This is a genomic window from Anaeromyxobacter oryzae, assembly GCF_023169945.1.
GTDB classification, from domain to species: Bacteria; Myxococcota; Myxococcia; order Myxococcales; family Anaeromyxobacteraceae; genus Anaeromyxobacter; species Anaeromyxobacter oryzae.
In genome coordinates, this window is the sequence record NZ_AP025591.1 from 3,089,226 (window position 1) to 3,115,349 (window position 26,124).

A 26,124-nucleotide genomic window follows, 5' to 3' on the forward strand; every position below is an offset into this window, starting at 1 on the left:
CGTGCGCGACCTCTCCTACGACCACGTGCCCTACCGGATGAGCGAGATCGAGCACCGGTACGGCGACAACGTCCACATCATCGCGAACCCGTTCCTGCTCGGCCAGCTCGCGACGCTGTGCGCGAAGGACACGCGCCAGCCGGAGATCAACCGGCTGGTGCGGCTCCTCTACGAGGACCTCATCCGCACGGTCCTGAACGTCGAGTTCCCCCGCCGCCGCGTGGCGGTGCCGACGCGCATGATCGACAGCTCGCCCCAGGCGATCTTCGAGGGCGAGGTGATCGACCGGAGCGTGCGCGCGGTCACCGTGAACATCGCCCGCGCCGGCGCGGTCCCCTCCCAGCTCGTGTACGACCTCCTGAACGAGACCCTCGAGCCCTCGCTGGTCCGCCAGGACCACATCATCATGAGCCGCATGCTCGGCGAGAACGACGAGGTGGTGGGCGCCGGGATCGGCGGGATGAAGATCGGCGGCGACGTCGACGACGCCTTCCTGCTCTTCCCGGACCCGATGGGCGCGACGGGCGGCTCCCTCGCGACCGCCATCGACACCTACAAGAAGAAGGTCCCGGGCAAGCCCCGCCGCATCGTGAACATCCACCTCATCGTCACCCCCGAGTACCTCCGGACGATGACGAAGGCCCACCCCGACGTGCGGATCTACGCGATCCGCCTCGATCGCGGCCTCTCGCCGACGGACGTCCTCGCGACGGTGCCCGGCACGCGCTGGGACGAGGAGCGCGGGCTCGACGAGCACCAGTACATCGTCCCCGGCGGCGGCGGCTTCGGGGAGATCATGAACAACGCCTATGTCTAGGACCGGCCAGCCCATCGACGTCCTCCTCGCCGAGGCGGACCTCCGGGCCCGCGTCGCCGAGATGGGAGCTGCCATCACCCGCGACTACGCGGGCAAGCACCTCGTCGTCATCGGGGTGCTGAAGGGCAGCTTCATCTTCCTCGCCGATCTCGTCCGCGCCATCGACCTGCCGCTCTCGGTGGACTTCATCGGGATCAGCTCGTACCAGGGCACGCGGTCGACGGGGGTCGTGCAGATCACGAGCGACCTGACCCGGCCCATCGAGGGGAAGGACGTGCTCCTCGTCGAGGACATCGTCGACACCGGCCTCACCATGAAGTACCTGCTCGAGAACCTCGGGACCCGCCGGCCGGCGAGCATCCGGATCGCGGCGCTCCTCGAGAAGCCGGCGCGGGCGCAGGTGAAGATCGACGTCCACTACCGCGGCTTCGTCATTGGCGACGAGTTCGTGGTCGGCTACGGCCTGGACTGGGACGGGAAGATGCGGAACCTGCCCTTCGTGGGCGTTCCGCGCACCTAGAGGATCGACTCGATGGCCGACGAACAGCGCCGCAGCGGCGGGGGCGGGTTCCTCGCGTGGCTGCTCATCCTCGCGCTCCTCGCGGTGGTGGTGTGGCTCGCGTCCGAGCGCAACGCGCGCACGTGGTACCTCGCGCCCGACGAGGGGCGCCTCGTGGTGCTGAAGGGCTACATGCTCCCGGCGGGGCGGCAGGTCTTCAAGACGAACGATCCGGCGCTCGCGCAAGCGTACGCACCCATCGTCCTCCCGCCCGGGAAGGCGCCGCCGCCCGAGCAGTCCTTCGACGACCGGAGCGCCCTCGACCAGGCGCTCTACGATCTCCTCGCCGGCTGGGCCCGGGAGGACATCGGGAGCGGCGATCCGTCCCGGCTCGAGCGCGGCCTCGCCTACATCGATCGCGCCGAGCACCTGGGCGGCGTCTCGCAGGCGCAGCGGCAGGACCTCGCCGCGCTGCGCGGCGAGTCCGGCTACTTCGAGGCGCAGAAGCTCCTCGAGCGCGCCACGGACGAGCTCCGCGACGCCTCGGCCAAGCTCGGCGACGCGGCGCGGTCCCGGTCGTCGCACGCCATGGACGCGCAGCTGCTCCTCAAGGACGTCGACGCCGCCCGCGACGCCGCGATGAACGCGCTCCGCGCGAGCAACGCGCGGCAGCGCGAGCCGGGGCAGCGCGCACCCGCACCCACCCCCACCCCGCCCCCGACGAACGGCGGCGCGGCGGCGGGACCGACCGGCGCGGCGCGTTAGCGCGTCCCCCGCCGCCGATACGGGACCGAGCCGGCCGGGCGGGCCCGAGGTCGCGCGGCCGGTCCCGGTGTAACATCGCCGGGCCATGATCTCCTTTCACGCGCGGAACGGCGCGGGCGAGCTGCTCGCGCGCTACAGCTTCGTCGAGCCGCTGCTCGAGGGAAGGCGGGTGCTGGAGATCGGTGCCGCGCGCGTGAGCGCCGGTGCCTCGGCGCTCCTCCTCGCAGAGCGAGGCGCCGCAGCGGTCCTCTCCATCGAGCCGGACGAGGAGGGCCTCGAGGCGGCCCGCGACGCGGGCCACCACCCGTTCGTCCAGTTCCGCGCAGCGGACCCCGAGCAGCTCCGGCCCGGCACCTTCGATCTCGTCCTCGTGGCCGACGGCGCGCCGCTCGCGGCCGACCCGGCCCGCGTCGCGGTGCTCCGGCGCCTCCTCTCGCCGGGGGGCCGGCTGGTCACCGCCGTGGGCGCCGGCGGCGCCGGGCTCGCCGAGCTCGCCGGCGAGCCGCCCGCGGACGCGCCGCCGTACGAGGCGTTCGTGAACGCGCTGTCGGACCACTTCCCGCTGGTGGAGGTCGCGGCGCAGTCGGCGACGGTGGGCTGGATCTTCGGGATCGCCGCGGAGGGCGAGCCGGACGTGGCGATGGACGGCACGCTCGCCGGCACGCCGGACACCGCCGCGTACGTCGCGGTCTGCGGGGACGAGCCGTCGGAGCTCTCGGGCTTCACGGTCGTCGCGCTCCCGGCGCGACCGCTCCTCGAGGGCGTCGCAGCGCGGCTCGCGCGCGCGGACGCCGCCGGCGACGCCGCCGAGGCGGAGCGGGCGGCGCGCGCGGAGGCCCTCGCGGATCGCGACGCGTTCGCGTCGCAGCGCGACGAGGCGGCGGTGGAGCGCGACGTGGCGCGGGCGGAGCGGGAGGCGGCGCAGGCGGCCGCGCTCGACGCCCGGCGCGAGCGCGACGCCGCGGTCGCCGACGCCGCATCGACGCGCGACGCGCTCGCCCGGCTCGAGGCGGCGCTCGCGGAGGTCCGGCGCGAGCGGGACGGGGCCCTCGCGGCGCGGGACCAGGCCGGCGCCGAGCGCGACGAGCACCGCGCGGCGCTCGAGGACGTCCGACGGGCGCGCGGCGCGGCCGACGGACAGATCGCCGAGGCCCGGCGCGAGGCGGAGCGGCTCGCGGCCCTGGTCGAGGCCCTCGAGGAGGCGCTCGAGTCGGAGCGGGGTCAGGTCTTCGAGGCGCGGGCGGCGCTCGACCGGTCCGAGGCGGCGCTCGCGCAGCGCGGGCGCGAGCTCGACGACGCGCGCGCGGCGGCGGCGCATCACCGCGAGGCGGTGGCGCGCGCCGACGAGGAGCGCGCCCGGCTGGAGGCGGCCGTCGCGGAGCGGCGCGGCGCGAGCCTCGAGGCCGAGGCGGCGCTCCAGGCGGCGCGGGCCGAGGCACAGGTCGCGCGCGCGGGGGTCGAGGCGGCGCTGGCGCGGGCGGAGTCGGCCGAGGCCCGCGTCGGGGAGCTGGAGGACGCCGCGGACGCGCGGGCGCGGGAGGTCGAGGCCGAGGCGCTCGCGCGCGCAGCGGTCGAGGCCCGGCTCGCCGCCCTCGAGGCGGACGGCGCCCGGGCCGCCATCGCGCTCGCGGACGCCGGCGCCGAGCGCGACGCGCTCCGGCACGAGGTCGAGGCGGCGCGCGCCGAGGCGGACGCGTCCCGGACGTCCTTCGACGCGGCGGAGCGGCGGTTGAACGAGCTCGCCGCCGAGCACGAGATCGCCTCGGGCCGCGCGGACGCGCTCTCCGCCGCCGAGGCCGAGCGCGACGACGCCCGCCGCGCCGCGGCGGAGGCGGACGCGGCCCTCGCGGCGGCCCGGGCCGAGCTCGAGGGGCTCGCGGCCCGGCTCGCGGGAGTCGAGGGCGAGCTCGAGCCGCTCCGGGCGGCGATGGCCGATCTCGAGGTGGAGCGGGACGCGCTCCGGACCGCCGTCGCGGAGGCGCGCGCCGAGGCCGACGCCGCCGCGACGCGCGCCGCGGACGCGGAGGCGGCGCGCGGCGCGGTGGCGGAGCGCGAGCTCGCCGCGGCGCGCGAGGCCCTCGAGGCGCAGGTCGCCGAGCTCGGCGCGCGGATCGAGGCCGACGCGGAGCGGCTGCACGTCGCGGAGGCGATGGCCGCCGAGGCGCGGGCCCAGCTCGAGACCGCGGAGGAGGCGGCGCGCGCCCGGGCGAGCGACGACGAGGCGGCGCGCGCGCGCGAGGCCGAGGCGACCCGGGCGGCGGAGGAGGCGCGGGCCAGGGTGGACGCGGCCGAGGACGCGGCGAGGCTCGCGGGCGAGGCGCGCGCGCGGGCGGAGGAGGCGGCGCGCGCCGCAGAGGCGCGCCTCGAGGACGCCGGGACCGTCGCGCGCACGGCCGAGGAGCGCCAGGACGAGCTCGAGCGCGCGCACGCCGAGCTCGGACGCCTCCGCGAGGACGTGGAGGCGTCCGCGCGCCGCGGCGCCGCGCTCGAGAACGACGTGCTCGCGGCGAGGAACGCGGCGGACGCCGCGCAGGCTCAGGCGGCGGAGCTGGAGCTCGAGATCCAGGCGGTCCGGTGGGAGAAGGACGAGATCGAGCAGCGGCTCCAGGCGGCGCAGGCGAACGGCGCGAGCGGCTCGGCCGGCGAGGTGGCGCGCCTCCGCGAGGAGCTGGCGGCGCGGAACGCGGAGCTCGCCGCGCTGCGCAAGGACGTCGAGCGGCTCGAGGCGGCCGCGGCGGCGGGGCGGCCGGCCGACGCGCCGGAGGGGAGCGAGCTCGCGGCGAAGTTCCAGGCGCTCGAGGCGGAGCTCGCGGACGCGGTGAAGCGCGCCGCGGACGCCGACGCCGCCGCGCGCGCCGCGGCCGCGGCGCCCATCCCGGAGGGCACCCCCGCCGAGGCCGCCGAGGCGCTCCGCCGGCTCACCTCGGAGCGCGCGTCGTTCGCGACGCAGCTCGCCGAGCGCGACGGCAAGATCTCGCGCCTCCAGCGCGAGGTCGCCGACAAGACCGAGCGGCTCGGCCGGCTCGCGAAGGAGATGGGGGAGCTCAAGTCGAAGGGCCTCAAGTTCTTCGGCGGGCGGTAGGAGCCACACCGACCTCGGAGCTGGCGGGCGGGCGGGCGTTCGCTCGCCCCCCGTCCAGGTGATATCGTCCGGGTGTGAGCGAGATCCGCCGCTACGAGCGCATCGACATCGAGCTGCCCTGCCGCCTCTTCATCCCCGGCGCGAACGGCCTCCGCTTCGAGGCGTTCTGCGTCTCGCGGAACCTCGGGCTGGGCGGCGTCTTCGTGGCCTCCACGTTCCTCCTCCGGGAGGGGCTCGAGCTCTACGCGGAGCTCGCGCTGCCGGAAGGCCCGCTCCCGATCCGCTCGAAGATCGCCCACGTCGTCGCGATCGACGACCCCGGCTTCACCACGGGCATGGGGATCGAGTTCCTCGACGTCGACGCGCACGGGCGCGAGACGCTCCTCCGGTACTTCACTCCGCTCCGGTACCAGCAGTTCCACGACGCGTTCGTCGCCGAGTTCCCGCACCTCGAGAAGAAGGTGCCCCTCGCGGACGTGTCGCTCGTCCTGAACCTCTGGGAGGAGTGGAAGATTCGCAACGAGGGCGGCCCCCTCTCGACGGCCTCCGGTGCGCCGCCCGCGCCGCCGCGCGCCGATCGCCCCGCGGCGCCGCGCGCCGTCGCCCGCTCGCCGCGCGGGCGAAGGTAGCCCCCGCGGGCACGGACGAGGGGTGCGCCCGGTCGCGGACGGCGTTACGTCCGGAGCGTGCCCGCCTCTCCCCCCGCGCTCGGCCTGCGCCACGCCGCGCTCCGCGTCCGCGACCTCGCCGCAGCGGAGGACTTCTTCGTCCGCGCGCTCGGCTACACCGTCGAGTGGCGGCCGGATCCGGACAACGTGTACCTGACGCGCGGCGGCGACAACGTCGCGCTGCACCGGGTCGACCGCGACGAAGATCCCGGCCTCCTCGATCACCTCGGCGTGCTCGTCGCGCGCGCGGAGGACGTCGACGTCTGGGAGCGGCACCTCGACGCGGTCGGCGCGCGGATCGTCGCGCGGCCCCGCACGCACCGCGACGGCGCGCGCTCGCTGTACGTGGCGGGGCCCGAGGGGATCGTGGTCCAGGTGCTCCACCACCCGCCGGCGCTCGCGGGCGCCCGGTGAGCGGCGCCCCCCGGCCGCGCGGGATCGTTTGCGCGCGCCGGTGCCGGGTTGCTAGGGTCGCCGTCCGATGAAGCGCGTCCGCCTCGCGTTCCTCTGGCACATGCACCAGCCTCCGTACCGGGACGCCGAGACGGGCGAGTTCCTCATGCCCTGGGTCCGCCTGCACGCGACGCGGGCGTACTACGACATGGCGTGGATCCTCGAGCGCCACCCCGGCGTCCGGTGCACCGTCAACTTCACGCCGATCCTCCTCGAGCAGCTCGAGGAGTACGTCGCGGGGCGCGCGCAGGATCGGTTCCTCGACCTGACCGTCCGCCCCGCCGCCGACCTCGCGCCGGAGGAGCGCCAGACCATCCTGCGCTCCTTCTTCATGGTCGACTGGGACACCAACATCAAGCCGCTCCCGCGCTACTGGGACCTGCTCCAGAAGCGCGGCCGCGACCTCCGGAGCGTGGACGTCGCGCGGCAGGCGGCGCTCTTCTCCGACGCCGAGCTCACCGACCTCCAGGTGCTCTTCAACCTGGCGTGGATGGGCTTCGGCGCGGAGGCCGACGAGCCCGTCGTGGCGGCGCTCCGGCAGAAGGGGCGCGACTTCGGCCGCGCCGACCTGGACGCGCTCCTCGACGCGCAGCGCCGGATCCTCGCCGACATCGTCCCGCGCTGGCGCCGGCTCTCGGAGCGCGGCCAGGTCGAGCTCTCCGCGACGCCCTACTACCACCCGATCCTGCCGCTCCTCTGCGACACCGACACGGCCCGCCGGGCGCTCCCGGGGCTCCCGCTCCCCCCGCGCTTCGCGCACCCGGAGGACGCGCGCTGGCACGTGCGCGAGGCGATGGCGTCCCACGAGCGGCGCTTCGGCCGGGCGCCGGCGGGGATGTGGCCGGCGGAGGGGTCCGTGTCCCCGGAGGCGCTCGAGATCCTCTCGAGCGAGGGCGTTCGCTGGGCGGCGAGCGACGAGGGCGTCCTCCTCCACTCGCTCCCGAGCGACGCCGGGCGGCTCCGCTCGCTGTACCGCCCCTGGCGGTTCTCCGCGGGGAACGGCGGCGACCTCCCGATGCTGTTCCGCGATCGCGCGCTCTCCGACGTGATCGGGTTCACCTACGCGCGCACCCCGCCCCGGGAGGCGGTGAAGGACTTCCTCTCGCACGTCGGCGCGGTGGGCGATGCGTGGGCGAGCGACGGGCAGCGCGGGCCGGCGACGGTCGGCGTCTTCCTCGACGGCGAGAACGCCTGGGAGCACTACCCGCAAAGCGGGAGGGAGTTCCTCGACGGCCTCTACGGCGCGCTCGAGGCGAGCGAGCGGATCGAGACCGTCACCATGTCGGAGGCGACGCTCCACGCCGAGGGGCCGGCCGTGCCGCGGATCCACTCCGGATCGTGGATCGAGTCGTCGTACCGGATCTGGATCGGCCACGGGGAGGACCGGCAGGCGTGGACGGCGCTCGGCCGCGCCCGCGAAGCGCTCGCGCAGGCGGAGGCCTCCGGCGGACTCCCGCCCGAGCGCCTCGCGCAGGCGCGCCGGCACCTGTACGCGGCGGAGGGCTCGGACTGGTACTGGTGGTACGGCGAGGACTTCACGACCGAGCTCGCGGCCGAGTTCGACGGGCTGTTCCGCGGCCACGTGATCCGCGCGGCGCTCCTCTGCGGCGCGAACCCGCCGCCCGAGGCGCTCGCGCCCATCAAGCGTGCCGGCGGGGAGACGACGACCGGCGTCGAGGCGAAGCCGCTCCGGGAGCCCACCCTGCTCGTCACGCCCACGCTGGACGGGCGCGAGACCACCTACTTCGAGTGGGAGGGCAGCGGGCTCTACCGTCCTGGCCAGCACCGCGGCTCGATGTACGGCGGCGCGCAGGCGTTCCACCTGCTCCGGTACGGCTTCGACCTGAAGGCGCTCTACCTGCGCCTCGATCCGGCCGAGTCGCCGGGCCGGAGCGCGGAGCTCGCCACCCAGCTGCGGGTGGTGATCCTCGCCGCCGACCGGCAGACCTGGGTGGACTTCCCCATCGCGCCGGACGGGCAGCTGCGCCCCGGGCGACGCCGGGGCGAGGAGGTCGGGAAGGTCGCCTTCGCGTCGGTGGCGGAGCTGTCGCTGCCGTTCGACACCCTCGAGCTGCAGCCCGGCGCCCGGGTCGCGCTCTGCGTGCACGCGCTCCGCGGCGAGGTCGAGGTGGAGCGGCTGCCGCGCTACGGCTTCGTCGCGTTCACCGTCCCGGACCCCGACTTCGAGCGGATTCACTGGCGCGTCTAGGCGTCCGGGAGCTTTCGCGGACGGTGTGTCCGGGTAAACTCTTTGCCCATGCGCGAGGATCCGACCCGCGTCCGTGCGCCCGGCGAGCCGCGCCCCGCCGCCGGCGCGTTCTGCCTCGTCCTCGTCGCCGGCCCCGCGGCGGGGCTCCGCGTCCCCCTCGACGGCGAGGTCGTGCTCGGCCGCGACGCGCGCTGCGAGGTGCCGCTCGACGCGGACGACGTCTCCCGGTGGCACGCGCGCATCGTCCCCGACGGCGCCGGGCACCGCGTCGTGGACCTCGGATCCACGAACGGCACGCTCGTGAACGGGCGGGAGATCGAGAGCGCGCCGCTCGCGCCGGGCGACCGGATCCAGCTCGGCTCGTGTCTCGCGCGGTACCTCCGTGCCGGCGACGACGAGGAGCGCGAGCTCGCCTCGCTCGCGGCGGTGGCGCGGCGCGACGCGCTCACCGGCCTCGCGAACCGCCGCGCGTTCGACGAGGCGCTCGCGCGCGAGGTCGCGCGCGCCCGCCGGGCCGGCACGCCGCTCGCGGCCGCGATCCTCGACGTCGACCACTTCAAGCGCGTGAACGACGGACACGGCCACGCCACGGGAGACCGGGTGCTCGCGGAGGTCGCGGCGCGGGCGCGGGCGGTCCTTCGCGCGGGCGACCTCCTCGCCCGGATCGGCGGCGAGGAGCTCGCGGCGCTGCTGCCCGGCGCGGACCTCGCCGGGGCCGCCGAGCTCGCGGAGCGGATCCGCCGGGCGGTCGCCGGTGCGCCCATCACCGCCGGTCCGGCCGCGCTCCAGGTCACCGCCTCCCTCGGCTGCGCGGTCCTCGCGCCGGACGACGCGGACGGCGGGGCGCTCCTCGCCCGGGCCGACGCGCGGCTCTACGAGGCGAAGCGGGCGGGACGCGATCGGGTGGTCGCCTGATCGTCCGTATCGCTCGCGCGGGCGCCTTCCGGGCGGGCGAGCGGTCGCCGTCCCGCGCCCAGGGGAGGGAAACGAAAGCCTGCACGGGGTCCCATGACGGGTTATCCTCGCGCCCGCGTGAAGAACCGCTCCGCCCTCGCGATCCTCTTCGTCATCGTCTTCATCGATCTCCTCGGCTTCGGGATGGTCATCCCGGTGATGCCGCTGTACGCGAAGACGCTGGGGGCCTCCGAGAAATCGATTGGTTGGCTCCTGACTGGCTACTCGGCGATGCAGTTCGTCTTCGCCCCGATCTGGGGGCGGCTCTCGGACCGGGTCGGGCGCCGCCCGGTCCTCCTCGTCTCGATCTTCATGACCGCCGCGGCGTTCCTCATCTACGGGCTCGCTGGGAGCTTCGTGGTGCTCCTCGTGTCGCGCCTGTTCGCGGGGGCGGCGACGGCGAATATCGCCATCGCCCGCGCCTTCGTCGCTGACGTGACCCCGCCCGAGGGGCGCGCCAAGGGGATGGGGATCATCGGCGCCGCGTTCGGCCTCGGGTTCGTCCTCGGGCCGGCGCTGGGGAGTGCGCTCTCGCACGTGTCGCCGTCCGCGCCCGGGCTGGCCGCCGCCGGCCTCGCCTTTCTGAACGGCATCGCCGCCTGGTTCATCCTCCCCGAGCCCGAGCAGCGGACCGTTCGCGCCGAGGCGAGCCGGAATCGCTTCACCGCGTTCTTCCAGGAGATGCGCCGGCCCGGCATCCGGCGGGTGATCCTCGTCTACTTCCTCACCGTCCTCGCATTCAGCGCGATGGAGGCGACCTACGCGTTGCTCGCGAAGAAGCGCCACGGGATCGATCAGGAACACGTCGGGTACCTGTTCGCGTACATCGGCGTGATCGTCGTGGTGGTGCAGGGCGGCCTCATCGGCCGGCTCACCCGCCGCTTCGGCGAGAAGCGGCTGCTCGTGGTCGGCGTGGCCCTCCAAGCCGTCGGCCTCGCCGCGATCCCCTTCGCCGGCCAGGTGGCCGGGCTCGTCGTCGCCACGGCGCCGCTCGCCATCGGCTCCGGTCTGGCGCAGCCCTCGCTGTCCTCGCTCCTCTCTCGGTTCGCCCGCGCGGACGAGCAGGGCGGCACGCTCGGGATCGGCGAGTCGGCGGCGGCGTTCGGCCGGATCATCGGGCCGGAGGCCGGGACCTGGACGTTCGGGACCTGGTCGCAGGCCGCCCCGTACGTGGGCGGCGCGGGGCTGATGGCGCTCGCGGCGCTCGTGAGCGCGACGGTGCGGACCGCCGGCGCCGACGCGGCCAGCACGCCCGCCGCCGCCCAGGAGGCCTGAGCGATGCCGGAGCTCCGCAGGGATCCCATCGTCGGCCGCTGGGTGATCATCGCGACGGAGCGCGCGCGGCGGCCGAGCGACGTCGGCCGGGAGCCCGCGCCGCGCCAGGGCGCGCTCTGCCCGTTCTGCGCCGGCAACGAGGACAAGACGCCCCGCGAGGTCTACGTGGCCGGGCGGCCGCCGTTCGCGCCGGCCAACGCGCCGGGCTGGAAGGTGCGCGTCGTCCCGAACCGGTTCCCGGCGCTGAAGATCGAGGGCGACCTCGACCGGCAGGCGGAGGGGATCTACGACCGGATGAACGGGATCGGCGCCCACGAGGTGATCATCGAGAGCCCCGATCACGACAAGGCCCTCGAGGACCTCCCGGTCGCGGATCTCACGGAGGTCCTCTTCGCGTTCAAGGCGCGCGTCCTCGATCTCCGCAACGACCTGCGCTTCAAGTACCTCCTGCTCTTCAAGAACCACGGCCACCTCGCCGGCGCCTCCCTCGAGCACGCGCACTCGCAGCTCATCGCCCTGCCGGTCGTGCCGCGGCAGGTCGTCGAGGAGATCGAGGGCGCGCGGCGCCACTACGATCTCAAGGAGCGCTGCATCTTCTGCGACATCGTGGGGCAGGAGCGGAAGGACCGGAGCCGGCTCGTCTTCGAGAACGAGGAGTTCGTGGTCTTCGCCCCCTGGGCCCCTCGCAGCCCGTTCGAGACCTGGATCGTCCCGAAGCGGCACGAGTCGAACTACGAGGTGGAGCCGAAGGAGCGCCTCGGCCAGTGCGCCCAGGCGCTCGGGACCACGCTCCGCAGGCTCCGCGCCGCGCTCGGGAACCCCGCGTACAACTTCATCGTGCACTCGAACCCGCTCCGGGACCCGCCGAGCCACAGCTACCACTGGCACATCGAGGTGATGCCGGCGCTCACGCAGGTCGCGGGCTTCGAGTGGGGCTCCGGGTTCCACATCAACCCCGTCCCGCCCGAGGACGCCGCGGAGTTCCTCCGCAAGGTCGCGGGCTAGCTCCCCCCGCGTCCCATCGTCGTCTGGCCCCCCGGATCCTCCCGGGCGCGTATAAACAAGGCGCATGGAGATCCTGTTCGTCGCCTCCGAGGTCGCCCCGTTCTCGAAGACGGGCGGGCTCGGGGACGTCGCCGGGGCGCTGCCCCGAGCCCTCGCCGCGCGCGGCCACGCGGTCTCGGTCGTGACCCCGCGGTACGGCTCCATCGATCCGGTGCGGTGGGGCCTCAAGCCCATCCACCGCGCGATCCACGTGCGCGGCGAGGCGACGACGCTGTGGGTGAAGAAGGAGCGCGCGCCGGTCTACTTCGTCGAGCACGAGCACTTCTTCGGGTCGCGCCGCGGCCTCTACGGCGAGGACGGCGGCGACTACCCCGACAACGCCGAGCGGTTCGCGTACCTCGCGCGCGCCGCCCTCGCCGTCCCCTCCGCGATGCGGCTCCGGCCGCGCATCGTCCACGTGAACGACTGGCAGACGGGGCTCCTCCCGTTCCTGCTCCGGCACGAGCACCGCCAGGACCCCGCCCTGTCCGCGGCGAGGACCGTCTTCACGATCCACAACCTCGCCTACCAGGGGGTCTTCCCGAAGAGCGTGGTCCCGGTGCTCGGGCTGCCCTGGGACGTGTTCCGCTACGAGGCGATGGAGTTCTGGGATCAGCTCTCGTTCATGAAGGCGGCGCTCACCTTCGCGGACGCGCTCACGACCGTGTCGCCCTCCTACGCGCGGGAGATCCTGACGCCCGAGGGCGGCGCGAACCTCGACGCGGTCCTCCGCCATCGCGCGAAGGACCTCACCGGCATCCTGAACGGCATCGACACGCACGAGTGGGATCCGGCGACGGATCCGCACCTCCCCGCGCACTTCCGCGCGGACGACCTCGCCGGCAAGGCGGTGTGCAAGGCGGCGCTCCAGGAGGAGCTCGGGCTCCCCGTCCGCGCGAGCGTGCCGCTCCTCGCGATGGTCGGTCGCCTCGCGGATCAGAAGGGGATCGACCTCGTCGCGGCCGCGCTCCCCTCGATCCTCGATCACGACGTGCAGGTCGTCCTCCTCGGGAGCGGCGACAAGCGGTACGAGGCGGCGTTCGCGCGCGCCGCGCGGGACCGGCCGGATCGGATGGCGGCACGGATCGGGTTCGACGAGGGGCTCGCGCACCGCATCGAGGCGGGCGCGGACGTCTTCCTCATGCCCTCCAAGTTCGAGCCGTGCGGGCTGAACCAGATGTACTCGCTCCGCTATGGCACGGTGCCGGCGGTGCGGGCCGTCGGCGGGCTCGAGGACACGGTCGTGGACTACGACGGCTGGAACGCCGGGACCGGCTTCAAGTTCACGGAGTACTCGCCCCACGCGCTGACGCTCGCGGTGCGGCGCGCGCTCGACGTGTACCGCGATCGGCGCGCCTTCGGCGGCCTCGTCCTCCGCGGGATGGCGGAGGACAACAGCTGGGAGCGGAGCGCCGGACGTTACGAGGCGCTCTACCGCACGCTCGGCGCTTGAGGCATTGCCGTCCCGGGCCCGAAGTGGCCAGGTTCACGGCATGCCGCGCCGACGCTTGACGGATGACGACTTCGCGCCGGACGGGGGCGAGCCCACCGCACGCCCCACCGAGCGCCTGACCCGCGAGCTCCTCGAGGAGGACGACGAGAAGCTCGTCCCGATGTCGAACGTGGGCGGGGCCGCGCCGACGCCGCTCGGGATGGACTCGGGGGGCGACCTCCCCGGCCCCGACGACGACCTCGCGAACCTCTCCGAGCCCGAGCCGCCCGAGCCGCCGGAGGTGGACGCGGTCCACGTCCGCGAGGACGAGGGGCCCGGCTCCGACCGCAGCTGACGAGGCGCCGGGCGGGAGCTACTCGAGCCCGCGATCGCGGAGCTCGTCGTCGCTCTCGCCGTGCAGGTGCCCGAGCTCGTGGAGCAGCGTGACGCGCACCTGATCGGTGAGCTCGCCCCGGTCGCGGGCGAAGCGCACCAGGTTCTTCCGGTAGAACACGATGGACCGGCAGCGCGGCCCGTCCGCGGTCGTGCAGGGCTCGTCCTCGGCGGGGCCGCGATACAGGCCGAGGATCGACGGCGAGAGCGGCGGATCCACCGCGAGGAGGTCGTCCGGCGCGGGCAGGTCCTGGATCTCCACCGGCGCCAGGGCGAGCGCCTTCCGCTCGGGCTCGGGCAGCGCGGCGACGGCGGCCTCGACCTCGGCGCGAAACGCCTTCTCGTCGAGGGCGAGCTCCGGCTTGAAGTCCGCGGGCGCGAGCGCGCGCGCCTTCGCGAGGAGGGCGTCGGCCCGCTTCGCGTCGCCCCGCCGCTCCGCGAGGAGCCCGAGCTGGTGCAGCGTCCACGCGTCGTCCGGTGCGAGCGCGAGCGCGCGCTCGAACGCCCGCTGCGCCTCGTCGAAGCGGCAGAGCTCGAACAGCGCGACGCCCCGCTCGTAGACCGCATCGGCGTCCTCGGGGCGCCCCGCGACGGCGCGGTCGAGGTGGCCGAGGGCGAGGTGGCTCCGGCCCAGGTCGTTCTCGGCGATGCCGGCGAGCAGCTCGAGGCGCGCGGCGAGCTCGCCGGCCTTGTGCGGTGGGCGGCCGGCCGCGCGCGCGCCGCGCACGGCGTACTCGAGCCCCGCCTCGAGCGCGTCGCGCGCGCCGCCGAGGCGCCGCACGTACAGCTCGGCGGCGCCGAGGAGCGCCCGCGGATCGTCGGGATCGATGGCGAGGGCGCGCGCGAAGGCGAGCCGGGCGTCGTCGAGCTTGCCGGAGGCGGCGAGGGCGCCGCCGCGCGCGGCGAGCGCCGAGACGAGGCGCGGCGCGATCCGGAGGGCCTCGTCCGCGCAACCGAGCGCGTGCTCGGAGTCGCCGCCGTCGAGGGCGTCGAGCGCCTCCTCGGAGAGCGCGGACGGCGCGGCGTACGGCTCGTCCGGGAGGCACGGCGATGGGCGCGGGCGGACGCCTTCGCTCTGGCGCGGGGGCTGCCCGGGGCTGCTGGGGCGGATGAGGCTCGCGACCGCGGGCGCCGTGGTCCGCGCCGCCGGGGCCGTTGCCTGCGCGGGGGCCTCCGCGGGCGCGCGGGCGGGCGTCGGGGAGCGGGTGCAGGCCGCGGCGAGCAGGAGGCCCGCCGCGCGGCGGAGCGGCCGAACCATCGGGGCGAGCTTGCCATGGGCGAGACGGGCACGCCAGACGGGGGCACCTTCGGCGGGGGAGAGGAGAGGAGGTCGGCCGCCCTCAGGCGCCGAGCTCCGCCTCGCACCGCGCGGCGAGCCCCTCGAGGAAGGCGAGGAGCTCGGGCGGGTGGTCCGGGTCCGAGGCCTCGAGGTCGACGCGCACGATGCGATCGAGCTCGAACGTGGCGAGCTCGAGGTCCGTCGACGCGCCGAGCTCGAGGAACCAGGCGACCGGGAGCACCTCGAGGTCGCGCAGCTTGGTCCAGATCCACCGCAGGTTCGGATCGGCGAAGCCGTACCCCACGAGGAGGAGCTCGCGGCCGACGACGTCGGAGCAGAACCGCAGGTCGATCGGGTTCGAGGCGAGGTCGGACCTGCGCTGGAAATCGGACTCGCTCACCACGAGCGTCCCGGGCCGGCCGAGCGTGCCGTGGAGCTTGTAGATCGGGAACCGGGGCACGAACCGCCCGTTCACCCGGTCGAACCGCCAGCGGTGCATGTCCTCCGCGCCCGCGACGACCTGGCACGGCCTCCCGGCCCAGGTGAAGGTCTTCTCGAGCAGGTCGTCGAAGTTGGTCGTGTAGATGGCCGGCACGAACGCCGAGAGGCGGACGAGGAGCCGCTGGAGCGGGAGGCGGGCGGGGTCGATCCGCGACGTGTCGAAGAGCTCCGCGAGCTTCTCCACGAGCCGCGCCTCGCCCCGGAGATACCGGTGGGCCTCCGGGATCCGCATGAGCGCCTCGACCGGGATCCGGTCGCGCGGCGACGGCGGCGCGAACCGCTCGCGGACGCCCGGCACCTTCTTGCGGAGCGCGGGGACGAGGTCCTCGGCGAGGGCGCAGACCGCCTCACGCCAGGAGGGCAGCCCCGCCCATCGGGAGGCGCCGGCGCCGACGAGGACGAGGAGCTGGCCCCGCGCGAGCCGGTCGAAGATGCGGTCCTGGACCGCGCGCAGGTCGGGCGCGCCGGGCATGCCGCCCGGAAACGTTGGCGCGGCGGAGCGACCGGGCAACGTCCACTGGGCGTGCCGCCCCGCCGGCAGGGCCGTCCTGCTTCCCGGGGCCCCTCCCTGCGACCGTCAGTGCGCGCGCGGCGGCCGCCCGGCGCCCAGCCGCGCCGGCGAGAACGGGGAGAGGTCGACCGGCGGCGCCTTCCCGAGCACGGCCGCGGTGACGGCGTCCGCGGTGATGGGCGCGAGCAGGATCCCGTTCCGCGTGTGGCCCGTGGCGTAGAAGAGGCCGGGCACGGTGCCGGCCCCGAGGATCGGCTCGCCATCGGGGCTCGCCGGGCGGAAGTTCGACCAGGTCTCGACGACGGGAGCGTCGGCGAGGGCGGGTGCGATCTCGAGCGCCACGTCGAGGACGTGCCGGAGCCCGCCCGCGGTGACCGCCTTCTCGAAGCCGACCTCCTCCATCGTCGAGCCGCACAGGATCCGGCCGTCGGCGCGCGGGACGACGTAGCCGTTGCCCGAGAACACGACGCGCGCGAGGAGCGGCGGGCGCGTCTCGACCACGGCGATCTGGCCGCGCACCGGGCGGACCGCGCCGGGCGGGAGCCCGTGTCCCTCCACCTGCAGGCTCCAGCTGCCCGCCGCGAGGACCACCGCGTCCGCGTCGATGCGGCCGGCCTCGTGGTCGACGCCGGCGGCGCGGCCGCCCTCGTGCAGGATCCGGCGCACGCGGCCGGTGAGGAAGGTGGCGCCGGCGCGCGCGGCGGCGATGTAGACGGCGCGCCCGAGCAGGCGCGGATCGAGCGACGCCTCGTCCTCGAAGTGGAGCGCGCCGCGCGCCGCGGGGGAGAGGCCCGGCTCGAGCCTGCGCACCTCGCGATCGTCGAGGACGGTCACAGGGAGGCCTGCCTTGTCGAGCTTCTCGGCGCGGCCGGCGAGGACCTTCGCGTGGGCGTCGTCGAACGCGACCTCGAGCGTGCCGCCCCCGCGGTAGCCGACCCAGAGCCCGCTCGCCGCCTCGACCTCGCGCGCGAACGCCGCGTACCGGGCGAGCGAGGCGGCGCACAGCGCGTAGAACGGTCCAGGCTCGACCGCCTCGACTCCCGGCGAGAGGATCCCCCCCGCCGCGCTCGACGCCTCGGCGCCGGGGATGGCGCGCTCGAGCACGGTGACCTTCTTGCCGGCCTGAGCCAGGCGGAGCGCGACCGCCGAGCCCTGCAGGCCGGCGCCCACAACCACCACGTCGGTCTTCATGCGAGCGGAGACTATGCTCGAACCGGGCGGCGGTGAAGCGTCCACCGCGCGCGCCGGCGCCGCGAGCTCAGCGAGCGCCGTTCGCGGCGCCGTCGGCGCGCCCGCCGACGAGGCCGTGCGAGAGCAGGTCGAGGACGTGCGTCCGCCACGCCTCCGGCGGGAGCGGCTCGGCCACGAACGGCCGGACGGCCTCCTGCGCGGAAGCGACGAGCGCGGCGAGGCCGCCGACCGTCACGACGGTGAGCACGGGGTCGACGCGCGCGCCGTCGTTCGCGCCGGCGGCGACGACCGCCGCGGCGCGGCGGACCGGATCGAGCAGCGCCGGCTCCGCGGTCGTGAGCTGCGAGAGGTACGGCGCGCCGTCGAGGTACTCGCGCACGAGCATCTGCGCGCCCATCGGATCCCGCATCATCGCGTCGAGGTAGGCGCCGATGACGGACTGCGGCCCGCTCCCGCCGTCCTCGACGAGCCGGGAGATCTCGTTCGCGGCGGACAGCCAGACCGAGCGGAGGATGTCGAGGTAGAGGGCGCGCTTCGACGCCCAGTGGCGATAGATGAGGGCGACGTTGCAGGAGGCGCCGCGCGCGATCCCCTGCACCCGCGCGCCGTGGTAGCCGCGCTTCGAGAACTCCGAGCGCGCTGCGTCCCAGATCCGCTCCGCGATCCCGGGACGTGGCGGGCCGACCCTCCTGCTGGCGACCGAGCCGTCCATGAGAAAGCACTTATCGTTTCGGTTGACGCGGGTCAAGCGTCGCTTCATCCCCGTTGGGCCTGACGGAGCGGCGCTCTATAGAGGATGCGATGCCCGCGCCCGGTCCCCGGACCATCGTCCACCTCGACCTGGACGCGTTCTACGCGTCGGTCGAGCAGCTGGACGACCCGCGCCTGCGCGGATGTCCCGTGATCGTGGGGGGGACGGGCCGCCGCGGCGTCGTCTGCGCCGCGAGCTACGAGGCGCGCCGGTTCGGTGTCCGCTCCGCGATGCCCACCGCGCGCGCGCGGCGACTCTGCCCGGACGGCGTCTACCTCCCGCCGCGCTTCGACCGGTACGGGGCGCTGTCCGATCAGGTGTTCGGCATCTACCGGCGCTACACGCCGCTCGTCGAGCCGCTCTCGCTCGACGAGGCCTTCCTCGACGTCACGGCCAGCCGCGCGCTGCACGGCGCCGGCGCGGACATCGCCCGCGCCATCAAGGCCGCGGTGCGGAACGAGTGCGGCCTCGCGGTGTCCGCCGGGATCGCGGACGTGAAGATGGCCGCGAAGATCGCGACCGACCTCGGCAAGCCCGACGGCCTCGTCGAGGTCCCCGCGGGCGGCGTCGCCGCGTTCCTCGCGCCGCTCCCCGTCGGTCGCCTCTGGGGCGTCGGCCACGTCACCGAGGCGGCGCTCCGGAAGATCGGCGTCGCGACCATCGGCGACCTGGCCCGCATGCCCGAGGCGGCGCTCGCGGCGGCGATCGGCGCCTCGCACGCCCGCGGGCTCCGCGCGCTCGCGATGGGCGACGACCCGCGCGAGGTCGTGCCCGACGAGGCGGCGAAGTCCGTCGGCGCCGAGGACACGTTCGGAGAGGATCTCGTCGGCCGTGTGGCGCTCGAGCGCGAGCTGCTCTCGCAGGCGGCGCGGGTCGGGCGGCGGCTCCGCGCCGCCTCGCTCGAGGGCCACGTCGTCACCCTGAAGGTGAAGTACGCGGACTTCGAGCTCGTCACCCGGCGCGTGACGCTCCCGCAGCCGACCGACGACGACCGGGCGATCTACGAGGCGGCGCGCGCGCAGCTCGAGCGCATCGACCTCGCCCGGCCGGTCCGGCTCACCGGCATCTCGGTCTCGGACTTCGCCGGGGGCGAGGAGCGCGGGCAGCTCGGGCTCTTCGCCGCCGACGTCGTCCCGCGGCCGCCCGAGGAGACGCGACGCCGGAAGCTCAACGCGGCGCTCGACGCGCTCGCCGATCGCTTCGGCGAGAACACCGTCACGCGCGCCGATCTCGCCGGCCCGGCCCGGACGCTCCGCCGTGGCGGCGACCGGGCGCCGGACGACGACGACTGATCGTCACTTCCCGCGCTTCGGCCCCGCGAAGGGCGCGTTCGGGCCCATGTTCGGCCCGTCGCCCGCGGGCGAGGAGCCGGTGCCGCCGTGCGCGCCGCTCTCCGTCCGCGCGTGCGCGCCGCCCGTCGTGCCGCCCTTCTCGAGCGGGCTCTGCGCCTCCACCGTGATCGCGGTCGGGCGCCCGCCGTGGCCCGTCTGGAACGAGGCGCGCACCGACGTGCCCTCCTCGAGCCGGTCGATCGACGCCGGCTGCCCGTCCACCTTCACCGTCGTCCGATCGCTCACGCGCAGCGTGACGTCCGGCCGGTCGGGCGCCCGGATGACGAGCCGCGTCTCGTCCGCGCGCGCCACGGTGCCGGTCACCTCCTGCGTGCCGCCCTGCGGCCGCTGCCCGCCCGCCTCGCCGCCCTGCTTGCGGCAGGCGGCGAGCGCGAGGCACCCCGCCGCGACCGCGATCCCGATCCTCGACATCCGATGCTCCTCCCGTCGTCCAGCAGGGCGACACCGCAACCTGCGGGCGCGCCCGCCGGCCCGGCAACGGCGCCCCGCCTTTGCGCCCGGTCGCGGCGAGCCCCAAGTTCTCCGCATGAGCGCGGGCGAACGTGCGACCGAGGACCTCGCCCCGAGGTCCGTCGGCAGGGAGCGGAGCCAGGAGGAGCTGGACGCGAGGGCGACGGCGCTCCGGGCGCTCGCCGCCTCACGGGTCCCGTTCATGGTGGCGGGCGCGTACGCGTTCTTCGAGTACACCGGCATCTTCCGGGACACGAAGGACCTCGACCTCTTCCTGCGCGAGCGCGATCTCGACGAGGCGTTCGCGGTGCTCGAGAGGGCGGGTTTCCGCACCGAGATCACCGACCCGGGCTGGATCGGCAAGGCGTGGCAGGGCGAGTGGTTCGTCGACCTCATCTTCTCGTCCGGCAACGGCGTCGCGGTGGTCGACGACCTCTGGTTCGAGAACGCGCGGACGGGCCGGGTGATGGACGTGCAGGTCCTGCTCGCGCCGCCCGAGGAGATGATCTGGTCGAAGAGCTTCGTGCTCGAGCGCGAGCGATACGATGGCGCCGACGTGAACCACCTGCTGCACGCCTGCGGGGGGACCATGGACTGGGAGCGCCTCCTCGCGCGCTTCGATCGGTACTGGGAGGTCCTCTTCTCGCACCTGCTGCTGTTCCAGTTCGCGTACCCGGCCTCGCGGTCGGTCGTGCCGGACTGGCTCGTCGAGGAGCTCGTGCGACGGCAGCGGGAGAACGTCCGGGCGGGCGACCACCCGCTGCCGCTCTGCCGTGGGCCGCTCATGTCGCGCGTCCAGTATCGCCACGACCTCGAGGAGCTCGGCCTCCACGACGGGCGGCGCTGGGACGAGGTCGAGCGGGAGCCCGGGAGGGGCGCGATCGATGGCGGCGAACGGGACGTTCCGCCTGGCCGCGGTGGCTGATCTCCACTGCCGGCAGGACCAGCACGGTCGCTTCCGCGAGCTCGTGAAGATGGTGAACGGCGAGGCGGAGGGCCTCGTCCTCGCCGGAGATCTGACCGATCACGGCCTCGTCGACGAGGTGAAGACGCTCGCGGAGGTGCTGACGGGCCTGCGCGTCCCGTGCGCCGCCGTGCTCGGGAACCACGACTTCGAGGGCGGGGTGGTGAAGGAGATCGTCCGGATCCTCGGCGAGGCGAAGGTGACCGTGCTCGACGGCGATCACGCCGTCTTCGACCACCGCCTCGGCATCGCCGGGGTGAAGGGCTTCGCCGGCGGGTTCGACAAGGCGATGCTGCAGGCGTTCGGCGAGCCGGTGATCAAGGCGTTCGTCCAGGAGGCCGTGAACGAGTCCTTGAAGCTCGAGGCGGCCCTCGCGCAGCTCGAGGTCGAGAAGAAGATCGTCCTCATGCACTACGCGCCGATCGCGGACACCGTCGCGGGGGAGGACCTGCAGCTCCGGCCGTACCTCGGGACGACCCGCCTCGCGGCGCCGTGCGAGGCGTTCGGCGCCGTCGCGGTGTTCCACGGCCACGCCCACCACGGCACGCTCGAGGGGAAGACGCCGAAGGGGATCCCCGTCTACAACGTGGCGATGCCGCTCATCCGGAAGCTGATGGACGACAAGCGGTTCAGGGTGTTCGAGCTGTAGGCGCGGGGCCCGTGCGCCGTAAACGTGCCCGTAAACGTGCCCGGCTTCTCCGTTCTCCGTCACCCGCTTCCCGTGGCCCGTGGCCCGTGGCCCGGCACCGGAAGTTGCTCGACGAAGCACGTCTCACGCGGCAGGGGCCACGGGCCACGGGAGCTGGGTCACGGGCACGGGCGATCGGGCACGTGTACGGGCACGGCCACGGTTCACGGCGCCTGCTCGTCAGTGCCGTAACGGCGGCGGTCCCGCCGCCTTCCGGACGCGCTCGAGGATCTCGTCCATCCCCACCGACTTCGGGATGTAGCCCTGGGCGCCGAGGAGCTCGGCCTCCCACTCGAAGCCGTACGCGGAGAGGATGAGGATGGGGACCGCGGCGCTCTTCGCGTCGCCGCGCATCCGCTCCATCACGCCCCAGCCGTCGAGCACCGGCATCTTGAGGTCGAGGAGGACGATGCCGGGCGCCTCCTCGGAGACCTTGCCGAGCGCGACCTCGCCGTTCTCCGCCTTCTGGACCGGGTAGCCGGCCTCGGTGAGCACCTCGGAGAGGGCCTCGCGGAAGTCGTCGTCGTCGTCGACGACGAGGATGTACTGGCCGGGAGTCATGGCGTGCGCAGGGCGCCCGCGATCTCCCGCGCGATGCGGCGGGCCTCGGCGAGCTGGTCGGGGCCGAGCGACACCGCGCCGACGACCGGATGGCCGCCGCCGCCGTAGCGCTCGCAGAGCTTCGAGATGTCGTGGGTGCGCTTCTCGCGGGCCCAGGGGTTCGAGCCGACCGAGATCTTGGTCTTCTTCGCGTCCTTCGTGACGACGACGGTGTACCGCGCGTCCGGGAACAGGTCGTACGCGATGAACTTGTTCGCGCCCTCGACGGCGGTGTCGCCGAGGTCGACCTCGACCACCCCGTCGCTCACCCGCGCGTGCCTGCGCACGACGTCGATGTTCGACCGGTGCCGCTCGAGGATGGGCCCGAGGGGGCCGGACACCCAGGGCTCCGCCGCGATCTCGGAGAGCGACCGGTGCTGCATCGCCTCGATGAGGCGGGTGGGCACGGAGGGATCCTTCGTCGCCTCGAGCAGCGTCATGATCTTGAGCGCCGGCTGCTCGAGGCGGACCGCGGTCTGGGCCGAGTCGAAGCGCGCCGCGTCGATGACGTCGGCCCACGCCACCAGCTCGGCGAGGTCGTCGGCGCGCCAGGCGAAGCGATCGGCGAGCGTCCGGGCGATGAACCCGGTGCAGCTCGGGGCGGTCGGGTCCCAGAACTTCTGGCCGGAGGTGTCCCGCTCGAACGCCGCTCGGTCCTCCGGGGCGGGGAACGCGCTCGCGTGGTGGTCGAACCACCAGTGAAGCCGCGGCGAGAACCGGAAATCCACGCAGGCGGTCACGTCCGCCGCGAACGCGTCCTTCGGGAACGGATCTCCCTGCTGATGGTGCAGGGGGCGGAAGGAGATCTCGGAGAGGCGCGTCCCCTCGCGCTCGCGGAAGAAACGGGCGAAGAGGGCCGCCGATGCGCAGCCGTCGAAGCAGTTACCGTGGTAGAGGAGCTCGAGCTGCATCGGCGCGGCAATCTAGTGACCCGGGGAGCATAGCGTCAACGCGAGCGTGCGGGTCCGGGTCTCCGGGCATGCCCCCGTAGGGGTGGACGGTCGCCGCGCCGCGCGCCCCCGCCGCGTCCGGCCGGCGACCTCGATGAGGCGCTCCTCGCGCCGGCCGCTGACCGGCGCGGGATCGCACCCGCGCTCGATCACCCACCGTGAATGGCGCCGCGATGCGCGGCCCCGTCGCCCCGCGGCCGGCGCCGCGGCGGTGACGGGCGGCGGGGCGGGCCCGGCCCTGGACGCCCGGCCGGGCCGGCCGGCGAAGCCGCGGCGCCCCTCCGCTGGCGGCCCGGCGGGCCGCGGGCGACCACCTGCGCCGCGAGCGCTCGGCGAGGTAGCGGGGCCGGGTTTCGCTGGGTTACACTCCGTCCGGCATGGATGCCATCCGCGTCGGGGCCCTCCTCGACGACTCGAAGTTCGACCTCCGGCTCACGCTGGTCGCGGGCAAGCAAGGGCTCTCGCGGCGCATCAGCTCGTCCCGGATCCAGAAGCCCGGGCTCGTGCTCGCGGGGTTCACCGAGTACCTGCACAAGGAGCGGGTGCAGGTGTTCGGCAACACGGAGATGAGCTACCTCGGGACGCTGCCGCGGGAGCGGGCGGTCGCGGTCCTCCGCAACTTCTTCTCGCAGGACATCGCCTGCCTCGTCGTGACGAAGGGGCTCGAGGTGCCGCCGGAGATGAGCGCCGTGGCGGACGAAGCGGGCGTGCCGCTGCTCCGCACGACCCATCTCTCCTCGAACTTCATCGAGTCCGTCCAGAACTGCCTCGAGGACATCCTGACCGCGCAGACGTCCATGCATGGCGTGCTCCTGGACGTGTTCGGCGTCGGGATCCTGCTCCTCGGCAAGTCCGGCATCGGCAAGAGCGAGATCGCCCTCGACCTCGTGATGCGGGGTCACCGCCTCGTCGCCGACGACATCGTCGACGTGAAGCGGCGGACGCCCGACTCGGTCGTCGGGGCGGGCTCCGAGATCATCAAGCACCACATGGAGATCCGCGGGCTCGGCATCATCAACATCAAGGACCTCTTCGGCGTCGCGTCGATCCGCGAGCGCAAGAAGATCGAGATCGTCCTCGAGCTGGTCGAGTGGGATCCGCACGTCGAGTACGATCGCCTCGGCGTCGAGGAGAAGAAGTTCCGGATCCTCGACGTCGAGATCCCGATGCTGATCGTGCCGGTCCGCCCCGGCCGCAACATGACCACGATCGTCGAGGTCGCGGCCCGTAACCACCTGCTCAAGCTCCAGGGCCACCACTCGGCCCGCGAGTTCCAGGAGCGGCTCAACCGCGCCATCGCCCTCGCTCCGGGCGGGCGGGTCGGCGAGCTCGACGTCGAATGACCGAAACCGCTCGTGGCGGTCCGCAGGTGGTGATCCTCACCGGGGTGTCGGGCTCGGGGAAGTCGACCGCCCTGCGCGCGCTCGAGGACGCCGGCTTCTACTGCGTCGACAACCTCCCCATCGTCTTCCTCGAGAAGCTCCTCGAGCTTTCCGGCCACACCGCCGGCGAGGTCTCGCGCATCGCGCTCGTCGTGGACGCGCGCGAGGGCCGGTTCCTCGTGGAGGCGCCGCGCGTCATCCAGGAGCTCCGCCAGCAGGGCGCGGACGTCGAGGTGATCTTCCTCGATGCGTCCGACGAGTCGCTCGTCCGCCGCTACTCCGAGACCCGCCGGCGGCACCCGCTCGCCGGGGAGGGCGGCACGGTGCCCGACGGGATCGCCACGGAGCGCCTCGCGCTCGCCGACCTGAAGGCCATCGCGGACGAGGTGATCGACACGACCACGCTGAACGTCCACGAGCTGAAGCGGCTCGTGGGGCGCCGGTTCGTCGCGGGCGAGGGCGCGAAGCTCGGGGTGACGGTGGTCTCCTTCGGCTACCGGTTCGGGATCCCGACCCACGCGGACCTGGTGCTCGACGTGCGGTTCCTGCCCAATCCGTTCTTCATCCCCGAGCTGAAGCCGTTCCCCGGGACGGATCCGCGCGTCGCCTCGTTCGTCCTCGGCCAGGCGGACGCGAAGGCGTTCCTGGACCGCGTCGCCGAGCTGTGCGGGTTCCTGCTGCCCCGGTACCGGACCGAGGGCAAGAGCTACCTCACGATCGCGATCGGCTGCACGGGGGGCAAGCACCGGTCCGTGGCGATCGCCGGGGCGCTCTCCGAGCGCCTCGAGGCGGGCGGCCAGCCCGTGCGGCTCTGGCACCGCGACGTGGAGAAGGAATAGCGCAGCCGGACAGAGGACTGTGGCCGCGAGGGCGCGCGACGGCTATGGTACGCGCGCGCTCGCGGCCGGTCGCGAGCGGATCCAGGACGGACAACGGACATGGTCGGACTCGTCGTCGCCACGCACGGAAGGCTCGCGGAGGAGCTGCTCGCCACGGCGGAGGGCATCGTGGGCCGCCTGGAGCAGTGCGAGCCGGTGTCGATCCACGCCGGGTCCTCGATGGAGGATGCGCGGTCGCGGCTCGCAGAGGCCGTGAAGCGCGCCGACACGGGCGACGGGGTCCTCGTCCTCACCGACATGTTCGGCGGTACCCCGGCGAACCTCGCCCTCACCTTCCTCGACGAGAAGCTCGAGGTGGTCACGGGCGTGAACCTGCCGATGATCCTGAAGCTCGCGACCGCGCGGGCCGAGAACGTCTCCCTCCAGGCCGCCGCCGAGCTCGTCACCGGGTACGGCCAGAAGAACATCACGCTCGCCTCGGAGCTCCTGCGGACCCGCGCCCGGAGCTCCCGATCCTGACGCGGGTCGGCTTGAATCCGGGGGCGCACCCCCGCGTCACACTCCAGTGATCTCCCTCGTCCGCGTCGACAACCGGCTCCTCCACGGGCAGATCCTCGAGGCCTGGGTCCCTCGCCTCGGGATCGACCAGGTGGTCGTCGCCGACGACGAGGCGGCGGCGAGCGACCTCGCCAAGGCCGCCATGACGCTGTGCGTCCCGCCGGAGCTGCCGGTCCGCATCCTGCCGGTCGCGGGGGTGGACTTCGCCGCGCTCGGGACGGGGCGGGTGAAGGTGCTCGTGCTCGTCCGCGACGTCGCCGGCCTCGCGCGGGCGCGGGCGGCCGGGCTCACCCCGGCGCTCGCTCCGAAGGTGAATCTCGGGAACGTGCACTTCGGCCCCGGCCGGAAGCAGGTCACGCCCTCCGTGTTCCTGTCCGGGGACGACGTGGCCGCCCTGCGGGCCCTCGCCGCCGAAGGGTTCGACGTGGAGGCGCGGGCGATCCCGTCCGAGCCCCCCGCCGGGATGGAGGACATCGAACGCCGGTACGCCGCGGCCCGATAGGTTAGACTCATCGAG

At 74.4% G+C, this 26,124-nt stretch carries 26 protein-coding genes; 19 read left to right on the forward strand and 7 right to left on the reverse strand.

Features of this window, described 5'->3' with window-relative positions; translation table 11 throughout:
• Window position 1 precedes the first annotated feature (1 nt).
• The 12 genes from AMOR_RS13375 to AMOR_RS13430 all read left to right on the forward strand — a co-directional run bounded on the left by AMOR_RS13375 (window position 2) and on the right by AMOR_RS13430 (window position 13,553).
• Window positions 2-817 (forward strand): uracil phosphoribosyltransferase, encoded by an 816-nt coding sequence (locus AMOR_RS13375; RefSeq protein WP_248361851.1) that lies wholly within the window; start codon window positions 2-4, stop codon window positions 815-817.
• Window positions 810-1,337 (forward strand): hypoxanthine phosphoribosyltransferase, encoded by a 528-nt coding sequence (hpt, locus tag AMOR_RS13380; RefSeq protein WP_248361853.1) that lies wholly within the window; start codon window positions 810-812, stop codon window positions 1,335-1,337. The genes AMOR_RS13375 and hpt overlap by 8 nt, the downstream gene beginning before the upstream one ends.
• Before the next feature lie 12 nt (window positions 1,338-1,349).
• Window positions 1,350-2,081, forward strand: coding sequence for a zinc ribbon domain-containing protein (locus AMOR_RS13385; protein ID WP_248361855.1), 732 nt, complete (start codon window positions 1,350-1,352; stop codon window positions 2,079-2,081).
• An 85-nt stretch (window positions 2,082-2,166) separates the two neighbouring features.
• On the forward strand, window positions 2,167-5,163 hold the full coding sequence (locus AMOR_RS13390; protein ID WP_248361856.1) for a methyltransferase type 11: 2,997 nt from the start codon (window positions 2,167-2,169) through the stop codon (window positions 5,161-5,163).
• A 74-nt stretch (window positions 5,164-5,237) separates the two neighbouring features.
• On the forward strand, window positions 5,238-5,792 hold the full coding sequence (locus tag AMOR_RS13395) for a PilZ domain-containing protein (RefSeq protein ID WP_248361858.1): 555 nt from the start codon (window positions 5,238-5,240) through the stop codon (window positions 5,790-5,792).
• Between the two features lie 57 nt (window positions 5,793-5,849).
• On the forward strand, window positions 5,850-6,245 hold the full coding sequence (locus AMOR_RS13400; RefSeq protein ID WP_248361860.1) for a VOC family protein: 396 nt from the start codon (window positions 5,850-5,852) through the stop codon (window positions 6,243-6,245).
• Between the two features lie 67 nt (window positions 6,246-6,312).
• Window positions 6,313-8,493 (forward strand): glycoside hydrolase family 57 protein, encoded by a 2,181-nt coding sequence (locus tag AMOR_RS13405; protein ID WP_248361862.1) that lies wholly within the window; start codon window positions 6,313-6,315, stop codon window positions 8,491-8,493.
• A 48-nt stretch (window positions 8,494-8,541) separates the two neighbouring features.
• Window positions 8,542-9,408, forward strand: coding sequence for a GGDEF domain-containing protein (locus AMOR_RS13410; protein ID WP_248361865.1), 867 nt, complete (start codon window positions 8,542-8,544; stop codon window positions 9,406-9,408).
• Window positions 9,409-9,525: 117 nt separating this feature from the next.
• Window positions 9,526-10,722, forward strand: coding sequence for an MFS transporter (locus AMOR_RS13415; RefSeq protein ID WP_248361867.1), 1,197 nt, complete (start codon window positions 9,526-9,528; stop codon window positions 10,720-10,722).
• Between the two features lie 3 nt (window positions 10,723-10,725).
• On the forward strand, window positions 10,726-11,727 hold the full coding sequence (locus AMOR_RS13420) for a galactose-1-phosphate uridylyltransferase (RefSeq protein ID WP_248361869.1): 1,002 nt from the start codon (window positions 10,726-10,728) through the stop codon (window positions 11,725-11,727).
• Window positions 11,728-11,791: 64 nt separating this feature from the next.
• Window positions 11,792-13,219 (forward strand): glycogen synthase GlgA, encoded by a 1,428-nt coding sequence (gene glgA, locus AMOR_RS13425; protein WP_248361871.1) that lies wholly within the window; start codon window positions 11,792-11,794, stop codon window positions 13,217-13,219.
• A gap of 40 nt (window positions 13,220-13,259) precedes the next feature.
• On the forward strand, window positions 13,260-13,553 hold the full coding sequence (locus tag AMOR_RS13430) for a hypothetical protein (RefSeq protein WP_248361874.1): 294 nt from the start codon (window positions 13,260-13,262) through the stop codon (window positions 13,551-13,553).
• Between the two features lie 18 nt (window positions 13,554-13,571).
• On the opposite strand, the gene AMOR_RS13435 is transcribed toward AMOR_RS13430, so the two are convergent.
• From AMOR_RS13435 to AMOR_RS13450, 4 genes are all read right to left on the reverse strand, one after another.
• Complete coding sequence (locus tag AMOR_RS13435) at window positions 13,572-14,849, reverse strand: metallopeptidase family protein (protein ID WP_248361876.1); 1,278 nt, start codon at window positions 14,847-14,849, stop codon at window positions 13,572-13,574.
• Between the two features lie 82 nt (window positions 14,850-14,931).
• A complete protein-coding gene (locus tag AMOR_RS13440; RefSeq protein WP_248361878.1) occupies window positions 14,932-15,843 on the reverse strand; it encodes an SIR2 family protein in 912 nt (303 codons plus the stop codon).
• 105 nt (window positions 15,844-15,948) lie between these two features.
• Window positions 15,949-17,073, reverse strand: coding sequence for a glycine oxidase ThiO (gene thiO / locus AMOR_RS13445; protein WP_248361880.1), 1,125 nt, complete (start codon window positions 17,071-17,073; stop codon window positions 15,949-15,951).
• A 67-nt stretch (window positions 17,074-17,140) separates the two neighbouring features.
• Window positions 17,141-17,785: a TetR/AcrR family transcriptional regulator gene (locus tag AMOR_RS13450; protein ID WP_248361882.1), complete on the reverse strand. Its 645-nt coding sequence runs from the start codon at window positions 17,783-17,785 to the stop codon at window positions 17,141-17,143.
• 89 nt (window positions 17,786-17,874) lie between these two features.
• On the opposite strand from AMOR_RS13450, the gene AMOR_RS13455 reads away from it, so the two are divergent.
• Complete coding sequence (locus AMOR_RS13455; RefSeq protein WP_248361884.1) at window positions 17,875-19,116, forward strand: DNA polymerase IV; 1,242 nt, start codon at window positions 17,875-17,877, stop codon at window positions 19,114-19,116.
• Between the two features lie 3 nt (window positions 19,117-19,119).
• Here AMOR_RS13455 and AMOR_RS13460 read toward each other — a convergent pair whose 3' ends face one another.
• Window positions 19,120-19,587 (reverse strand): hypothetical protein, encoded by a 468-nt coding sequence (locus AMOR_RS13460; protein WP_248361885.1) that lies wholly within the window; start codon window positions 19,585-19,587, stop codon window positions 19,120-19,122.
• Between the two features lie 115 nt (window positions 19,588-19,702).
• Here AMOR_RS13460 and AMOR_RS13465 point away from each other — a divergent pair, with 115 nt between their 5' ends.
• Together AMOR_RS13465 and AMOR_RS13470 are read left to right on the forward strand one after the other, a co-directional pair.
• Window positions 19,703-20,551 (forward strand): nucleotidyltransferase family protein, encoded by an 849-nt coding sequence (locus tag AMOR_RS13465; protein WP_248361886.1) that lies wholly within the window; start codon window positions 19,703-19,705, stop codon window positions 20,549-20,551.
• Window positions 20,511-21,239, forward strand: coding sequence for a metallophosphoesterase family protein (locus tag AMOR_RS13470; RefSeq protein ID WP_248361888.1), 729 nt, complete (start codon window positions 20,511-20,513; stop codon window positions 21,237-21,239). The genes AMOR_RS13465 and AMOR_RS13470 overlap by 41 nt, the downstream gene beginning before the upstream one ends.
• Window positions 21,240-21,458: 219 nt before the next feature.
• Here the strand turns inward: AMOR_RS13470 and AMOR_RS13475 are convergent, their stop codons facing one another.
• Together AMOR_RS13475 and AMOR_RS13480 are read right to left on the reverse strand one after the other, a co-directional pair.
• A complete protein-coding gene (locus AMOR_RS13475; RefSeq protein ID WP_248361890.1) occupies window positions 21,459-21,839 on the reverse strand; it encodes a response regulator in 381 nt (126 codons plus the stop codon).
• Window positions 21,836-22,789, reverse strand: a complete 954-nt coding sequence (locus AMOR_RS13480) for a DHH family phosphoesterase (RefSeq protein WP_248361892.1) — start codon at window positions 22,787-22,789, stop codon at window positions 21,836-21,838. Before AMOR_RS13480 ends, AMOR_RS13475 begins: the two co-directional genes overlap by 4 nt.
• A gap of 416 nt (window positions 22,790-23,205) precedes the next feature.
• On the opposite strand from AMOR_RS13480, the gene hprK reads away from it, so the two are divergent.
• The 4 genes from hprK (at window position 23,206) to AMOR_RS13500 (ending at window position 26,109) form a co-directional block, all read left to right on the forward strand.
• Window positions 23,206-24,171 carry an HPr(Ser) kinase/phosphatase gene (gene hprK, locus AMOR_RS13485; RefSeq protein WP_248361894.1) on the forward strand — a complete coding sequence of 322 codons (966 nt, stop codon included), beginning with the start codon at window positions 23,206-23,208 and terminating at the stop codon, window positions 24,169-24,171.
• Window positions 24,168-25,049, forward strand: coding sequence for an RNase adapter RapZ (gene rapZ / locus AMOR_RS13490; RefSeq protein ID WP_248361896.1), 882 nt, complete (start codon window positions 24,168-24,170; stop codon window positions 25,047-25,049). The genes hprK and rapZ overlap by 4 nt, the downstream gene beginning before the upstream one ends.
• Window positions 25,050-25,148: 99 nt before the next feature.
• Window positions 25,149-25,568, forward strand: a complete 420-nt coding sequence (locus AMOR_RS13495; RefSeq protein WP_248361898.1) for a PTS sugar transporter subunit IIA — start codon at window positions 25,149-25,151, stop codon at window positions 25,566-25,568.
• 46 nt (window positions 25,569-25,614) lie between these two features.
• Window positions 25,615-26,109, forward strand: coding sequence for a PTS sugar transporter subunit IIB (locus AMOR_RS13500; RefSeq protein ID WP_248361900.1), 495 nt, complete (start codon window positions 25,615-25,617; stop codon window positions 26,107-26,109).
• The last annotated feature ends 15 nt before the right edge of the window (window positions 26,110-26,124 follow it).

Bases quoted from the DNA above. Each gene is read 5' to 3' on its own strand.
- rapZ (WP_248361896.1), top strand. From the start codon at position 24,168: ATGACCGAAACCGCTCGTGGCGGTCCGCAGGTGGTGATCCTCACCGGG.
- AMOR_RS13390 (WP_248361856.1), top strand. From the start codon at position 2,167: ATGATCTCCTTTCACGCGCGGAACGGCGCGGGCGAGCTGCTCGCGCGC.
- thiO (WP_248361880.1), bottom strand. From the start codon at position 17,073: ATGAAGACCGACGTGGTGGTTGTGGGCGCCGGCCTGCAGGGCTCGGCG.
- AMOR_RS13455 (WP_248361884.1), top strand. From the start codon at position 17,875: ATGCCCGCGCCCGGTCCCCGGACCATCGTCCACCTCGACCTGGACGCG.
- AMOR_RS13385 (WP_248361855.1), top strand. From the start codon at position 1,350: ATGGCCGACGAACAGCGCCGCAGCGGCGGGGGCGGGTTCCTCGCGTGG.
- AMOR_RS13405 (WP_248361862.1), top strand. From the start codon at position 6,313: ATGAAGCGCGTCCGCCTCGCGTTCCTCTGGCACATGCACCAGCCTCCG.
- AMOR_RS13420 (WP_248361869.1), top strand. From the start codon at position 10,726: ATGCCGGAGCTCCGCAGGGATCCCATCGTCGGCCGCTGGGTGATCATC.
- AMOR_RS13435 (WP_248361876.1), bottom strand. From the start codon at position 14,849: ATGGTTCGGCCGCTCCGCCGCGCGGCGGGCCTCCTGCTCGCCGCGGCC.
- AMOR_RS13450 (WP_248361882.1), bottom strand. From the start codon at position 17,785: ATGGACGGCTCGGTCGCCAGCAGGAGGGTCGGCCCGCCACGTCCCGGG.
- AMOR_RS13430 (WP_248361874.1), top strand. From the start codon at position 13,260: ATGCCGCGCCGACGCTTGACGGATGACGACTTCGCGCCGGACGGGGGC.
- hprK (WP_248361894.1), top strand. From the start codon at position 23,206: ATGGATGCCATCCGCGTCGGGGCCCTCCTCGACGACTCGAAGTTCGAC.
- AMOR_RS13410 (WP_248361865.1), top strand. From the start codon at position 8,542: ATGCGCGAGGATCCGACCCGCGTCCGTGCGCCCGGCGAGCCGCGCCCC.
- AMOR_RS13480 (WP_248361892.1), bottom strand. From the start codon at position 22,789: ATGCAGCTCGAGCTCCTCTACCACGGTAACTGCTTCGACGGCTGCGCA.
- AMOR_RS13470 (WP_248361888.1), top strand. From the start codon at position 20,511: ATGGCGGCGAACGGGACGTTCCGCCTGGCCGCGGTGGCTGATCTCCAC.
- AMOR_RS13465 (WP_248361886.1), top strand. From the start codon at position 19,703: ATGAGCGCGGGCGAACGTGCGACCGAGGACCTCGCCCCGAGGTCCGTC.
- hpt (WP_248361853.1), top strand. From the start codon at position 810: ATGTCTAGGACCGGCCAGCCCATCGACGTCCTCCTCGCCGAGGCGGAC.
- glgA (WP_248361871.1), top strand. From the start codon at position 11,792: ATGGAGATCCTGTTCGTCGCCTCCGAGGTCGCCCCGTTCTCGAAGACG.
- AMOR_RS13460 (WP_248361885.1), bottom strand. From the start codon at position 19,587: ATGTCGAGGATCGGGATCGCGGTCGCGGCGGGGTGCCTCGCGCTCGCC.
- AMOR_RS13495 (WP_248361898.1), top strand. From the start codon at position 25,149: ATGGTCGGACTCGTCGTCGCCACGCACGGAAGGCTCGCGGAGGAGCTG.
- AMOR_RS13475 (WP_248361890.1), bottom strand. From the start codon at position 21,839: ATGACTCCCGGCCAGTACATCCTCGTCGTCGACGACGACGACGACTTC.
- AMOR_RS13440 (WP_248361878.1), bottom strand. From the start codon at position 15,843: ATGCCCGGCGCGCCCGACCTGCGCGCGGTCCAGGACCGCATCTTCGAC.